Origin of the sequence: Chitinophaga pinensis DSM 2588, assembly GCF_000024005.1 — a bacterium.
Classification (GTDB): domain Bacteria; phylum Bacteroidota; class Bacteroidia; order Chitinophagales; family Chitinophagaceae; genus Chitinophaga; species Chitinophaga pinensis.
Window position 1 is genome coordinate 2159356 of the sequence record NC_013132.1, and the last position, 14462, is coordinate 2173817.

General features: G+C 45.7%; 11 protein-coding genes. 9 read left to right on the top strand and 2 right to left on the bottom strand.

What is annotated here, in order from left to right; translation table 11 throughout:
- Positions 1 to 6 precede the first annotated feature (6 nt).
- The 6 genes from CPIN_RS08965 to CPIN_RS36450 are packed head-to-tail and all read left to right on the top strand — an operon-like array spanning position 7 to position 10150.
- Entirely contained in the window at positions 7 to 3141 is a 3135-nt protein-coding gene (locus CPIN_RS08965) for a SusC/RagA family TonB-linked outer membrane protein (RefSeq protein WP_222838190.1), read from the top strand.
- 18 nt (positions 3142 to 3159) lie between these two features.
- Positions 3160 to 4692 (top strand): RagB/SusD family nutrient uptake outer membrane protein, encoded by a 1533-nt coding sequence (locus CPIN_RS08970; protein WP_012789454.1) that lies wholly within the window; start codon positions 3160 to 3162, stop codon positions 4690 to 4692.
- A 31-nt stretch (positions 4693 to 4723) separates the two neighbouring features.
- Entirely contained in the window at positions 4724 to 5404 is a 681-nt protein-coding gene (locus tag CPIN_RS08975; protein ID WP_052306769.1) for a fasciclin domain-containing protein, read from the top strand.
- Positions 5405 to 5422: 18 nt separating this feature from the next.
- Positions 5423 to 6994, top strand: a complete 1572-nt coding sequence (locus CPIN_RS08980; protein WP_012789456.1) for a DUF5008 domain-containing protein — start codon at positions 5423 to 5425, stop codon at positions 6992 to 6994.
- A 17-nt stretch (positions 6995 to 7011) separates the two neighbouring features.
- Positions 7012 to 8736 carry an alkaline phosphatase family protein gene (locus CPIN_RS08985; protein ID WP_012789457.1) on the top strand — a complete coding sequence of 575 codons (1725 nt, stop codon included), beginning with the start codon at positions 7012 to 7014 and terminating at the stop codon, positions 8734 to 8736.
- 31 nt (positions 8737 to 8767) lie between these two features.
- Positions 8768 to 10150: a discoidin domain-containing protein gene (locus tag CPIN_RS36450; protein ID WP_052306770.1), complete on the top strand. Its 1383-nt coding sequence runs from the start codon at positions 8768 to 8770 to the stop codon at positions 10148 to 10150.
- Positions 10151 to 10231: 81 nt separating this feature from the next.
- Here CPIN_RS36450 and CPIN_RS08995 read toward each other — a convergent pair whose 3' ends face one another.
- Positions 10232 to 11491 (bottom strand): PA2928 family protein, encoded by a 1260-nt coding sequence (locus CPIN_RS08995; protein WP_012789459.1) that lies wholly within the window; start codon positions 11489 to 11491, stop codon positions 10232 to 10234.
- Positions 11492 to 11567: 76 nt separating this feature from the next.
- Between CPIN_RS08995 and CPIN_RS09000 the strand changes: the two genes are divergently transcribed.
- From CPIN_RS09000 to CPIN_RS09010, 3 genes are all read left to right on the top strand, one after another.
- Positions 11568 to 12095 (top strand): hypothetical protein, encoded by a 528-nt coding sequence (locus tag CPIN_RS09000; RefSeq protein ID WP_012789460.1) that lies wholly within the window; start codon positions 11568 to 11570, stop codon positions 12093 to 12095.
- A gap of 16 nt (positions 12096 to 12111) precedes the next feature.
- The gene (locus tag CPIN_RS09005; RefSeq protein ID WP_012789461.1) at positions 12112 to 12630 is read left to right on the top strand and encodes an O-acetyl-ADP-ribose deacetylase; all 519 of its coding nucleotides are present in this window, start codon (positions 12112 to 12114) and stop codon (positions 12628 to 12630) included.
- Positions 12631 to 12748: 118 nt separating this feature from the next.
- The gene (locus CPIN_RS09010) at positions 12749 to 13903 is read left to right on the top strand and encodes a glycoside hydrolase family 172 protein (protein WP_012789462.1); all 1155 of its coding nucleotides are present in this window, start codon (positions 12749 to 12751) and stop codon (positions 13901 to 13903) included.
- On the opposite strand, the gene CPIN_RS09015 is transcribed toward CPIN_RS09010, so the two are convergent.
- Positions 13897 to 14292: a response regulator gene (locus tag CPIN_RS09015; protein WP_012789463.1), complete on the bottom strand. Its 396-nt coding sequence runs from the start codon at positions 14290 to 14292 to the stop codon at positions 13897 to 13899. The two genes, CPIN_RS09010 and CPIN_RS09015, sit on opposite strands and share 7 nt — an antisense overlap.
- Positions 14293 to 14462 lie beyond the last annotated feature (170 nt).

Genomic DNA, 14462 nt, shown 5'->3' on the forward strand with positions numbered 1-14462 from the left:
ATCGCTATGCAATGTAAGCGTATGTATAAATTTTCAGGACTGCTTTTTCTGCTGCTGCTGCCGATATTTTTGAGCGCGCAGGAAAAAGTACAGATCAAAGGGGTAGTAAGGGACGCCCAGACAAATGAACCACTGGTGGGCGTAAGTATCATGGCGGGTACGCCGCCGAAGGCGGTGGGTGTGACCAATGCAAACGGGTCATTCTCAGTAGCAGTACCAGCAGATGCACAGCTGGTATTCCGCTATATCGGTTTCTCCGATTATAAGATAAAAATGAAAGATAAACGGGACCTGGTGATCCGTCTGGTGGTGACAGAGAATAAACTGAATGAGGCAATCGTGATCGGTTACCAGAAAAAGACCAGGGAGGTAACGACTGGTTCTGCGGTGATCGTAAGTGGTAAGGAATTACAGGACGTTCCCGTATCCAACGTAGAACAACTGTTACAGGGTCGTGTTGCTGGTCTGAATATCCAGAATAATACCGGTACACCGGGTGGTCGTGGTCTGATACAGATCAGGGGCTTGTCTAATATCAGTGTATCCGGTAATGGTAACGACGCGTTCCTGTCGCCGACATCTCCGTTATATGTGATCGATGGGGTACCTGTAGAGGCGGATGCTAACTTCGAATATGGATATCAGTCTGCTGGTCCTGGTGTAAGTCCGCTCTCCCTCATCCCTCCGGAAGACATCGAAAGTATGGAGATCCTGAAAGACTCCCAGGCAACCGCCTTATACGGTTCCAGGGGTGCTTACGGCGTGATTCTGATTACCACCCGTCGGGGTAGTTCTCCGATTCCGCTGGTGAGATATACCGGTAACTTCTTTGTGAATAATCCACCGAAGTTACGTCCGACGATTGGCGGTAAAGAAGAAAGAAGGATCCGACTGGGTATGATCTATGGAGGTAGTAACATGGAAGACATCTATCAGATTTCTACCAAGCCTTTCCTGGCAGATAGTCTGAATCCTTACTATAACAATTCTACCAACTGGCAGGATGTATTTTATGCCACTACGGCCAACCAGACGCACAACGTGAATATCAGTGGCGGTGATCCTAAATTCAACTACAAGGTGGATCTGGGATATTATCATGAAAATGGTGTGATCCGCAATACAGGCTTTGACAGGTATTCCATCAATACGAATATGCTGTACCAGCCTAATACAAAGCTCCGCGTATTCACTACTTTATCCACACAGGTGGGTAGAAGAAACAAAGGCAATGGTAACGGTCTGACACAGAGCGGTGTATCCTCAAATGCTGCTGCTTCTTCACTCTTGCCCGGCCCTTCTTTCTACCAGAGTACAGCTGGTGTTTTGGCGGCTTTAAACACACGTAATGATAACAAAACGGGTAACGTGCGCAGTAGCCTGGATGTCAGCTATCAGCTGGTACCCGGACTGAACCTCGGATCAAGCGTGAGCTATGAATATGCTTCCAATACGGAAGACAGGTTTACGCCGGCAGAAGCGAATAACGACTTCTCACAGATCTATGCCTATAACGACCGTAAATTTACACTGTACAACCGTAACACAATTTCTTATAACCGCGTTGTTAATACAAACCACAATTTCTTTATCTCCGCATTTAACGAATTCTATAACCGTGGCTTCCAGGCGCAGGTGATCCGGCAGGAGAAAACGCCGAATAACCAATACGAAGGACCGCTCGGTTATGATGGATATGCTTCCCGTGGAGGGGGCCTCCTGGATAACTACAGCAAACAGCATGTGGCCTCCTTTGCAGGAACATTTTCCTACAACTACAAACAGAAGTATGTAGTGGACTTCAGTTACAGGATGGACGGTACGTCCAGCTCCGGTTTTGAAGATCCTTACTCCAAGAACCCTGCTATCGGTGTCAGGTGGAACTTTAACAAAGAGGCGGCTTTCAGTGAGAAGACATGGCTCACCTATGGTTCCTTACGTGGTAGCTGGGGACAGAACATCGTTCCCTCCGGCGATATATTTTCCATCTATGGTACCTATGATCCGAGAGGTACTTATAATGCGAATCCACGCCTGGGGATCAACTTCAATCAATTACCCAATACATACCTGCAACCTACAGCTACTACACAGTATAACGGCGGTTTTGAGGCCGGTTTCTTTGATAGCAGGATAGAGGTGATCTTCGACGCTTATTACAAGACCGTAAAGAATCTCCTCCGTACCAAATCGCTGTCCAATATCACAGGTTTCAACGAGATCACCACGAATGAAACTTCACTGATCAACTACGGGTATGAGCTCACCCTGACTTTCCGTCCGCTGCCCCGTACCAGTGAAGTACAGTGGACACTCTCCCTGAATGCGGCGTTGAATAAAGACGTGCTGACCAGTCTCCCGAATGGCGCAAGACAATTGGTACAGTACGACAACTCCACCAGTCAGCATACACTCTTCCGTGTGGGCAGAAACAGTTTGACCAACTACCTGTTGAAAACGGAAGGGGTGTATGCCTCAGATGCAGACGTACCGGTTGATCCGGCTACCGGTCAGCGTTACCGTACGTCCAACGGTACTTATTTCAAGGCAGGCGATCCTATCTGGAAAGACGTGGATGGCAACTACATCCTCGATGCAAATGACTATGTAGCTGCCGGTAACTCACAACCATTGATCACCGGTGGTATCCAGTCTTACGTAAACTGGAAGAATTTCTCACTGAACATCAGTACTTCCTTTACCCTTATCAGGGACATCCTGAACAATGCATTTGCGGAAAGAATGCAGTTCCTGGGCGATCCTTATAATCCAAAGGCAATGGTTGATTTCAGTGATGTGGATTACTGGAAAGGTCCGGGATCCAGCGCTCACTATCCGAATCCTTTTGACTACAAACGCTACAACGATATCAGGCCTTACCGCTATGATCAGACCCTCATACAGGAAGATGGCTCGTATTTCAAGGTTAATACCATGACACTGGCCTACCTGGTGAACAGGAAGTTTACCAATCGCTATGGTATCAATTCAGTCCGCATGTATCTGTCAGGCAATAACCTGATCACCTTCTCACCATACAGCGGCCCTAACCCGGAAAACGTATCGGCGCTGGGACGTGACCAGTCAGGAGGTTATCCGATTGCCCGCAGCTATAACGTGGGATTGAACGTAGAATTCTAAAGTTTTAAATGTATTGCTATGATCCGGAGGTTTATTTATATCACTACCTGTTTACTGCTGATCAGTCAGTACGGGTGCAAAAAGTTCCTGAACGTGGAGCCGCTGGACCGGCTCTCAGGTAATACCTTCTTCAAAACAGCGAAAGATGTGGAAGATAATGCCTGGGACATCTATGGTCTTTTCAGGGATGTAACAGGTTCCTGTCCGCTGTTTGCGATGGCAGGGGAGGCCCGGGGAGGTATGCTGGCCATGTCGCCAAAGGGCGATGGTTCAGACAGAACCTTTGTGGAGTATATCGCGAAGAATGACCTGCTCTCTGTTATTTACAGACCGGCAGGGAAGGAATTCTGGGACATTTTCGACCTGTATAACATGGCGGACTGGAAGCCCTATTATCGCGTTATACAGGCTTGTAATATCCTTATTTACGAAGTAGACAGACGCCAGATACCCGATCTGACAGAAGCCCGTAAAAAGGCTTATAAAGCCGAAGCAACCTTTATGCGTTGTCTGAGCTATTTTATCATGGTGAGAATGTGGGGAGATGTAGTGTACTACACTGACGCCTATCATGAGGCTCCCTTACCCAGGGAGAAAATGGTCAACGTGGTGAATAACTGTATCAATGAACTTACCGCCGTACTGGGCGATATGCCATGGTCATTTACAGAACCGGCCTACCAGGGCGCCAGAGCAAGCAAAGGCGCTGCTATTGGTTTGCTGATGGAGTTACATATGTGGAACGCCGGTTTTGATAAAATCAATGCGCAGCAGCATTACAAGGCTACCGCCGATCTGGGTGATGAGATGATCAAGAGCGGCGCTTATTCACTGCTGCCTATTGAAGAGTCATTCACCATCTTTAAAGGCCGTTCAAGAGAAAGTCTGTTTGATATCGTGATCAGCTCCAACTATGGAGAAGGACTGGCAGAAAAATGGAATGACCTTTCTGAATTTGTTGTGCATTACCCCTATAAACGTCCTGCATACAATCACCAGTATAGTTTTACCTACTTCCGGGCAGAATACCTGCGACGCCTCTATCCGACTGGTGTGCCTGACGCAAGAATAGAAATGTGGTTTGACTCACAGATGTTTGCCAATGACGGCACTTTCATGTTCCTCAAGTATAACAGCCTTTATGAACAGGGTAACTCAGATGTGAATGTGGATAACAACCTCATCGTATTGCGGTACGCAGGCGCTATTCTCCTCAGAGCAGAAGCACTGGCTGAACTGGGCGAAACGCAGACCGCTGAGGCCATCAGGATGATGAATATGATCAGGCTGCGCGCTAAAACACCTGTATATCAGGGTGGCGGCGGACAAGCCCTCAAAGACGCCATCTTCACAGAAAGAGCAAAAGAACTGATGATGGAAGGTCACTACTATTTCGACCTGGTACGTACCGGTCGTGTTACCAACCAGCAATGGTGTTATTATCCGCTTACACAGGCGCAGTTTGATAATGGCGGATGGACCTGGCCTATCAATACCGGCGCGCTGGATAACAACCCTTATATGCAACTGAACAACTATTGGTTAAGATAAAAACTGTTTTATGCGGACAATACTCTGTTTAATGACAGCCCTTTTGATGGTATTCACGGCCTGTAAAAAAGATGAATACTTCCAGGATTCAGGAAAACATGATCCTGCTTTTAAAGGAACTACCATGGATTACCTGGATGCGGTTCCTCTCTACTTTGATTCGCTGGCCACAATAGTGAGACTGGCAGGAATGGAAGAGGTATTCAAAAGCGATACCCTGACATTCTTCGCGCCGACCGATAGAAGTATACTCCGGCTGGTACGGGAATTGAACTACAGCCTGTATTATCAGGGACACGATACAATAAAAACACTCGCTGACGTGCCACAGCGCATCTGGCAGAAGTATCTGCAGATGTACATGTTCCATGGCGCTAATGAGCTGAAAGATTATCCACAGATAGATTATAACCTGCTGAATACTTATCCTGGTCAGGGATACCTGTCCTGGTTCGGTACCCCCATGAATATCGGTGTTATCTACAATGATGATAACGGTGTGAAATATGTTGGCTACCGCCAGTTAACGATTGCCTGGATACCTGATCCGGCGAAGCCAAAAGACAACTGGATCATTGAACGTATTGCGTCCTGTAATATCACTACCTACAATGGCGTGGTGCATACGATCAATGATAATCATCTTTATTTCGGTTTCAGCGCGTATCTCTTTATCTCCGATGTGATCGCTGCAATGGAAAACGGAGGTTAATAAAAAAGTCAGTATCACATGAGAAGAATAATAACAGCAGTGCTGCTGATGCTTGTCATCGCCGCCTGTAAGAAAGAAGAGAAATTCGAAGATCCTTACGCTGGTGGAAAAGAACCACTGGGTGTGCAACTGAGTACGGAAATACCGGCTCCTTCAGAAGCCGCGCCGGGTACGGTGATCACCTTTAAAGGAAAAGGACTCGTAAAACATAAAGACGCCCTGCTTTTCAATTTCAACGGAGAACCGGGTGAAATTATCAAAGTAGATTCTGCCGGCATACAGGTAAAAGTGCCTGTAACCGCCAGCACAGGTGTTACCTCTGCTACTATCGGAGACCAGATATTTTTTGGTCCGCTTTTCAGGGTAAGAGGAAACCTGGATATTGACCCTAACTATAAAGTAGTGGTAGGCGCTAATAACTGGGTGAATGACGTATACCGTTACGCAGATGGCAGACTTCTACTGGTAGGCGATTTCCTGGATTATGAACGTAAAGGCATTGTAAGACCTATCAGCAGGATCGTGCTGACTTCAAAGGATGGAGAAATGGACCGTAGTCTCCAGTCAGGCAGAGGTGCAGATGGTTCCCTGAACAGTATTGCCGCTCTGCCTAGTGGTAAACTGGTAGTGGGTGGCAACTTTGCTTCCTACGATATCCATCAGGCAGAAATCCACAATATTACCATACTCAATAGTAACGGTTCTTTGGATTCCATGAGTGTGAACACCTTTACAGACAAGGATACCGTGCCTGCCTTCAATGGCGGTACAGATGGCCGCATCTCCAGGCTATTTGTTCACAATAACCGCATTACCGCAGTCGGTAGTTTCAATTACTATCTACAGTTTGTATATGGTAAATCTGATTACCTGAAGGAAAGAGATTCCCTGATTACAGACAGTGTGCTGGTGCGTCAGCTGGTCCGTTTTATGCCGGACGGCTCGCTGGATTCCTCCTTTAACTATGACCTGGCCCGTCACAGGAGCTTTGACGGTCCTAATGGACCTATATCCGATGCTTATCAGCAGGCAGATGGCAAGATTATCATCGTAGGTCGTTTTACCCGTTATAATGGCCAGCCGGCTCCATATATCGCCCGTATTAATGTAGACGGAAGCCTGGATCCTGGTTTTGGCGGTGGTGGAGCAGATAACTCTATTTTCTCTATCCGTTTCAATGAGGCCACGCAAAGGTTCGTTCTCTCAGGTAGTTTTATCAAGTTTGATAACGCACCTGCCAGTGGCCTGGTGATGCTGAAGGCAGACGGAACGACTGATGCGCAATTCAATGTACGTGGGAAAGCCAGTAACGAAAACTATTGGTGTGCACAGCAGCTGAGCAATGGCATGGTGATCGTCAACGGTAATTTCAACCGCTATGATAACGTGCACCGTAGTGGTTTCATGGTATTGGATAATACAGGTAAACTGGCCCCGGGATATAACAATACCGGCGACTTCTCCGGTTCCATTTCGAAGGTATTCGAGACAATCAACACTTCCGGACAAACCCAGGCACTGCTCATGGGAGGCTTTAGCCGCTTTAATGAGAAAGATATCAGTAATGTAGTCCGCCTCTTATTCAAATGATAAAATTAATCGCATATATGAAGAAGCTCAGATGGCTGACCATCATCATCGGTGTACTTTGCGTAGCCTGTAACAAAGGCTATGACCGGATGCTGGAAAACAGGGAATATGAAGATACAACCGGTGTAACGGGCCGACAGCCTAAAATACTGTTCCTGGTAGTAGACGGCGCCCGGGGAGAATCTGTCAGAAATGCACAGGCTACTCATTTGCAGATGCTGGGAGATAATGCGATCTATTCCTGGAATAGTCTCAGCGATACACTGAACCTGAATGCGACCGCATGGGCGGATCTGCTGACCGGTGTACGCAAGGAAAAACATGGGGTGGTAAAAAGCGATTTCAGTGATAACAGGCTGTCGCAGTATCCGGTGTTTTTTAAATACATCAAAGCGCGTATGCCTGCTTTTCGTATTGCTGCATACAGTGCTTCTGATTCATTGGGTAAGATGCTGATCACGGACGCAGATGTAAACCGCACCTTTTCAAATGATGATGACGCAACGGAACTGGCTATAATAGATGAACTGAAGGTGGATACTGCCGGACTGATATTCGGTCAGTTCAGCCAGGTAGCTACTGCCGGTAAAACATACGGTTATGATGTAAGTGTTCCTGAATATAAGGCCGCTATTCAGCGGGTGGATGACTACGTCGGTAATATCATGAACGCGTTGAAACAGCGTAAGAACTATGCACATGAAAACTGGCTGGTGATCGTTACCTCTGGTAATGGTGGTCCGCACGAATTGAAGCCGGAAGACGATGATGGTACTATTCTCAGCAATCCTAAGATCAATACCTTCACGATCTTTTATTCTCCCCGCTATATGCCCAATTTCATCGACCGTCCTTATACAGGTAACCGCTATACAGGTAAGTCAGTAAGACTGTATGGTAAAACAGCAGCTACCGCTGTATATGCCGATATCAATGAAGGAAAGGAAGACCTGAACCTTGGCAAGACCAATCAAATAACCATTGCCCTGAAGATCAGAAAGAACAAAACCGTTTACGGCGATTACTCCTACACTTATCCCAATATCATCGGTAATAACCTCTCTAATGACTGGTGGAAAAACACCGGCTGGAGTATGTCACTGGAAACAAATGCCTGGGGCGTACATTATGGACAGAATGGTGCTGGTTTCAATATGGTAACCGGCGCTAATATCAGTGATGGTAAATGGCATGACCTGACAGCCGTATTCCTGAACAGAGATAATAAGCGCTTTATACGCCTGTTCACCGACGGTAATTTCAATACGGAACAAGAAATAACCTCCTATGGAAATTTCGATAATGGATCTCCGGTGACATTAGGCTGGGTGCCGGCGAACGTTGTGGATGATAATCGCTGGCTGAATGCCAATGTTACCGAGATCCGTTTCTGGCGCGCAGCCTTACCGGATAGTGTGATCAAAGCTTATGTATGCGCAGAAGAATTGCCTTCTTCGCATCCTTACCGGGATTACCTGATCGGCTACTGGCCCTGCCGGGATGGTTTTGGCGGCGTCTTTAAAGATCAGTCAGAGTACCGGCATGACTTTGTTATACACGGTGCTCACCAATGGGATGACTTCAATGACCTGATGTGCCCAAGTACAGCCACAAATCTGGCGCAACTGGTACCTCAGCCGGTGGATGTAGCCCGTCAGGTATTGAACTGGCTACAGATCGCCGCAGATACAAAATGGCAGATGGATGGAAGGGTATGGGTTACTTCCTATGCCAGCCTCTGATCATTTATTTAAAAACCGCAAATACGCTGATATGAGTCGCAATATATTCCCTGTGCTGTTGCTGCTATGTTTGTCAGGATTGTTTTCCTGCAAAAAGAATGAAAAGTTTAACGACGAACAATTATCGCCGGTGAACGTCTCTATCCGTAGTACCAACGGACGGATCACGGTGCCTTCGGGTAATAATTACACCCGTACTGTTGATAATGTCACTATTCCTGTCAATATCGTGTTGTCTGCTACAGCGCCGAAGATATTCACAGTAGATATACATGTGAATAACGACACGATCCGGCATATGATTGACGCCGGACAACTGGGCGATGCTGTATTACTGGAAGAGAGTTATTATCAGCTGGCTAAGACTGCTGAGGTCAGGTTTGGTATCGATACGATTTCTATCCCCTTACAGGTCAGTATGCAGGCAATAGAAAAATATTATGGAAAGACCCTGGCACTCGCGATCAGTCTGGTGGATGTTGGTAAGCATAATACCCTGGACGCTACCGGAAAAATGGCGGTGTTACTGATTAATACCACAGAGGTGATCAGACAGGAGGATATTCATTATCTCTTCTTTACAGGTGGCGGGAGCGTATTGCAGCAGCCTTCCGGTACAGATCATACGTTGGGCACCAACTTTGTCGTATTACCGGTGAGCGTTACACTCGGCGGTGTAGCCGGAGGATCTTTTGCCGTGAATATCAGTACCAGTGCTGATACGGCACAGGCATTGATTGACGATGGCACACTGGCAGGATCTACCTTGCTGAAAGAAGGAGATGACTACACCATCCCATCTACGCTGAACTTTCCGGCCAATAGTAATACGGCAAGATTTGACCTGGTCATAAAAACAGAATCGCTGAAAAAGTATGAAGCGAATAAACCTGTGCTGGCTTTAAGTCTGAGTAATCCTACCCGTCACCTGCTGGATGAGACACGTAGTAAAGTGGTGATGAAACTGGATCCTTCCAAATTGATAGAAACTGATATCACCAATACAAATATCAGTTATAAGACACAGTATGAGAATAACAGTAATGCAAATGAAACTTCGGGTAAACTGATTGATAATAATGTTAATTCCAAGTTTCTGCTGGGTAGTTTCTCTACTGTATGGGCGCAACTTGAGTTTGCCACACCGATCACTACAGGCGCTTATACGATGACGTCTGCCAATGATGCACCCGAACGTGATCCTAAGAACTGGACATTGGAAGGCTCAGATAATGGTACTGACTGGACCGTATTGGATACGCGCACAGATCAGTCTTTTGGCTCCCGTTTCCTGACAGTAAAATATACCTTTTCCAACCAGGTTGCTTTTAAGTTCTATCGCCTGAATATTACTGCTGTGAAGAGCAGCGACTTATTCCAGCTGGCAGAGTGGAGACTGTTAAAGCGCCCATAACTTTTTCCTGTTCCCTCGAAATCAGGAGGTTTTAGATCCGCAGGCCGGCAAACTTTGCCGGCCTTTCTTATTTATAAATATTTAGATGAATTTGCCTTCTTTGAAGTTATAGGTACTGGCTTTGCCATCAAGCAGGGATAAGATCAGTATTTTTCCGGCTTCTCCGTTATTGTTATCTGATTCACCGGAAAGGATGAACAGCTGTTCTTTTATCTGCAATACCTTACTGATATTACGGAAGTTGGTGGGAATCTGCCAGCGTTTGTTTCCGCTGGTATCAACAGCCGTGATAATGATGGTGGCGTTGGATGCAATGGATGCCTTATGCAGTATGATATGACCACCATCCGGCAGTTGTAATCTTGTCTGCGTATTTTGATTACCCCTGCTAAGCAACTGATAAGGACCTTCGTAAAAACCAGTTTCGTTTTCGTTAAATACGCTGCTGTCAATACCTGTTGCTTTCAGAAAACCACCAAAGAGGAATACGTCCTCACTCACCTGTTGCAGTGTGGTCGCCGGGTTGGATGCTGCTGTGGTATACAGCGAACGCCTGGGGGCTTTTGTCGCACCATAAGGTGGCTTTTCTCCCTTTTGCAGCAATGCCTGGTCATTGTCATCCATAAAAGCATACAATTGCCCGTTCTCTTTTGTAAAAGTAACCAGTTGCTCATGATAGTTGCTCACCGCCGTCTTACCGAAGTGTTGCTGCTTTTGGCTGAAGTATGTAACAATATTTATAGCTGGTGCGGGACGCGTTTGCAGGGTATTGCCATCCAGCAGGTAGGCCAGTCCGTCGGAACCTTTTATCACAACCGCCTGCAACGAATCATCATAGAGATAATTATTTACAAAATCAGGGAACAGGGAGCTTTCATTCATCAACTTATCAGCAATATCTTTCAGGTCCTTATTACCAGCTACCAGTTTACCATCTTCTTTATTGATCACATACAGCTCGTTTCTTAAAAAGAAAAGGTATTTAGCGGACTGTCCCAGCAGGACTGCATCCCCCCAGTTCTTACCCAGGTTATTCTTTGCGTTCAGCCTAACGCTCCACAATTTTTCTCCTTTTTCCAGATCAAATGCACAGGCGTAATAACTGGAGGAGCCGGACACGCTGGTCATACCACCACCTTTACGTACAGCATGTGCATTGAACTCTTTCAGTACCCCAGCCAATACCGTCTTACCTTCACATGTATAAATGACAGCATCACTCTGTACAGTCTTTCTGCTGTGTTCATGCACGGTGGAAAAGATGATGTATATTAACCCCGCAGGAAACAGGATTCCCAATAAAATTGACAGAATAATTAAGAGCCTGCTGTTTTTAATCATATGTATATTTAAAAGTCGCTACAGGGCCACAAGTTATAAAATTATTAATTTGGGTGTGTTTTAAAGTATTATATCTATGTTTAGAATCATACTGTTATTATTAATAGGAGCGCCTGCAATGGCGCAGACGGACAGTGTGCTGGAGCATATCCGCGAGCAGTATCAGACAGTGAATACGCAAATCGGTCAATACAGAAAAACAGAGGTGAATATGGAGGGGATCAGTACTGAAGGTGCAGTACTAGAAGGGTATTATGCAGGAGATACGTTGAAATTGCTCGTGCACGATATCTTTGGAGAAATGGGACATAAGCGGCTGGAAGTCTATTATGAAGCGGAAAAGCCCGTGTTCTGTTACAGGCGTGTATATACATATGCTGTGCCTATGTACGATTCCGCGTTTGCCAATACGCAGGTAACTGTCAGTGAAAACAGGGCTTATTTTAAGGATGGTAAAATGATTCGTTGGATAGATGATAAAAACAAAACTTTTCAGCAGCGGAATAGTCTATTTGTAAAGACAGAGAAGGATTATCTGAAAACGGCAGTAGATTTGCGTAAAGTTATAAAGACAGGCCGTTACGATCAACGGGACTGGCAATAAAACATATGACTGACATATGAAGATTACATTAATACAAGGAGATATCACCCAGATAAAAGTAGATGCCATCGTAAATGCCGCTAATTCTTCTTTATTAGGCGGAGGTGGTGTAGATGGCGCCATACACCGGGCGGGTGGCCCTGCTATACTGGAGGAGTGTCGCAGGATCAGGGACAGGCAGGGGAGATGTGCTACCGGCGAAGCAGTGATTACTACAGCAGGTAAATTGCCTGCGAAATATGTGATCCATACAGTAGGGCCTGTATGGAATAAAGGTAACGACGAAGAGAAGAGATTATTAAGAAACGCTTATATCAATAGCCTGTTGCTGGCTGTGAAGCATGGCGTAGAGACGATTGCCTTTCCGAATATCAGCACCGGCGTATATCATTTTCCCAAACCAATTGCCGCTGAAATTGCGGTAGCTGCAGTGAAAGAATTTCTTGCACAGGATAACAGGATCACCAACCTGGTATTTGTGTGTCATGAAAAAGAAAACTATGATATCTATTCGGAGTTGTTATCCCGTAATTAGACTCATATTGATTGCCAGCAAACTGATGTGAGAAAAAGAAAACGCGCAGACACATAAAAAATGTCTGCGCGTTTTTCTTTTTCTCACATCATTTTGTACTTTATATCCAAAGCAAAAGATGATGAAAAAATTCCCGTTATTATTACTTGTACTCTGTTGCTGTATGCCATTGTTTGCGCAGCAATTCAATGGTCTGGATATGAATATGGGTAACCTCTACCGACTATCCAATGCGAAGACCCGCTCTATCAGTCCTGAGAATTTTACCGGTGAAAAAGGAAAAGGCGGGATGGCTGTTCCGCAGAAAGATGCAGCGCCCAATACGGCTAATGCCACGGGGCCGGCACGTGAGCTGGGACAGGGATGGAAGGTGAATCCTTTTGTGATCATCAAACCAGGGCAGACCTTTACGATGGCTGAAATAACAGGTCCGGGTGCTATTCAGCATATCTGGATGACACCTACAGGAGTATGGCGGTATTCTATTCTGCGCGTGTACTGGGATGATGAAAAGGAGCCTTCTGTAGAATGTCCGGTAGGTGATTTTTTTGGAATGGCCTGGAATGAATATGCACCATTGAATTCAATGGCGATCACTGTCAATCCAGGAAGTGCTTTTAATAGCTACTGGATGATGCCTTTCCGGAAGAAGTGCCGTATTACGATGGAAAACATCAATACAGAGCAGATGACGTTGTATTACCAGGTGGACTATACCCTGACGGATGTACCTGACGATGCGGCTTATTTCCATGCGCAATTCCGTCGTACCAATCCGGATACCACATCCGATTATGTGCTGGTGGATAATATCAAGGGGAAGGGACAGTATGTGGGTACTTTTATGGCGCTGGGTGTGAATAACTCTGGCTGGTGGGGTGAAGGGGAGATTAAATTCTTTATGGACGGAGATAATAAGTTTCCTACTATCTGTGGTACAGGTACGGAAGACTATTTCTGCGGATCATACAATTTTGACCGGGGAGGAAAGTATATGGAGTTTTGTACACCGTATGCGGGTTTACATCAGGTGATACGGCCGGATGGCACTTACCGGGCGCGTCAGCGGTTTGGTATGTATCGCTGGCATATTATGGATCCTGTGCGTTTTGATAAGGATCTGAAGGTCACTATACAAGACCTCGGTTGGCGGGAAGGCGGCCGTTATCTGCAGCAGCATTCTGACATCTCATCTGTGGTGTACTGGTACCAGACGGAGCCGCATCAGCCATTCCCAAAACTGCCTGTAAAAGACAAGCTGGAAGTTTATTGAGCCAATGCTTTGGTCAATACGGATTCCAGTTGTTTGCATAATTCACCAAAACTGGAAGGTTTGGTAAGAAAATGAGCAGCGCCCATCTCAGCAGTTTCTATACCGTCTTTTTCTCTCAATGAAGTTGAGAAGATGACAACAGGGATGTCGCGGTAGGCGTTGTTCTTTTTGATCTCAGCGAGAAACTGTTTGCCGTTCATTTTCGGCATATTCAGATCCAGAAAGATAAGGTCACATTCCAGGCTTTCATTTTCCAGCATGCGCAGTCCTTCTTCTCCGTCAGAAGCGAAATAACAGGAGGCTTCTCTGTCCACGATAGACATTGCTTCTCCGAAAAGCTCCTGATCATCCAAATCGTCGTCTACCAGTAAGATTACTTTTTTAGCCATATGTGCCGCAAAAGTAGCGATAATCCCTGTACTAATATGTATATTGAGCAGATTGTTTACTTATATTTGATATTAAATAAATAAAATATAAGTATGTAATTTGCTACCATTAAATTTCATTTTCTGTTACCTGTTAACATCCTGTCTTTCATACTGCTTGCGGGAAAAAA

Bases quoted from the DNA above. Each gene is read 5' to 3' on its own strand.
- CPIN_RS08965 (WP_222838190.1), top strand. From the start codon at position 7: ATGCAATGTAAGCGTATGTATAAATTTTCAGGACTGCTTTTTCTGCTG.
- CPIN_RS08970 (WP_012789454.1), top strand. From the start codon at position 3,160: ATGATCCGGAGGTTTATTTATATCACTACCTGTTTACTGCTGATCAGT.
- CPIN_RS08975 (WP_052306769.1), top strand. From the start codon at position 4,724: ATGACAGCCCTTTTGATGGTATTCACGGCCTGTAAAAAAGATGAATAC.
- CPIN_RS08980 (WP_012789456.1), top strand. From the start codon at position 5,423: ATGAGAAGAATAATAACAGCAGTGCTGCTGATGCTTGTCATCGCCGCC.
- CPIN_RS08985 (WP_012789457.1), top strand. From the start codon at position 7,012: ATGAAGAAGCTCAGATGGCTGACCATCATCATCGGTGTACTTTGCGTA.
- CPIN_RS36450 (WP_052306770.1), top strand. From the start codon at position 8,768: ATGAGTCGCAATATATTCCCTGTGCTGTTGCTGCTATGTTTGTCAGGA.
- CPIN_RS08995 (WP_012789459.1), bottom strand. From the start codon at position 11,491: ATGATTAAAAACAGCAGGCTCTTAATTATTCTGTCAATTTTATTGGGA.
- CPIN_RS09000 (WP_012789460.1), top strand. From the start codon at position 11,568: ATGTTTAGAATCATACTGTTATTATTAATAGGAGCGCCTGCAATGGCG.
- CPIN_RS09005 (WP_012789461.1), top strand. From the start codon at position 12,112: ATGAAGATTACATTAATACAAGGAGATATCACCCAGATAAAAGTAGAT.
- CPIN_RS09010 (WP_012789462.1), top strand. From the start codon at position 12,749: ATGATGAAAAAATTCCCGTTATTATTACTTGTACTCTGTTGCTGTATG.
- CPIN_RS09015 (WP_012789463.1), bottom strand. From the start codon at position 14,292: ATGGCTAAAAAAGTAATCTTACTGGTAGACGACGATTTGGATGATCAG.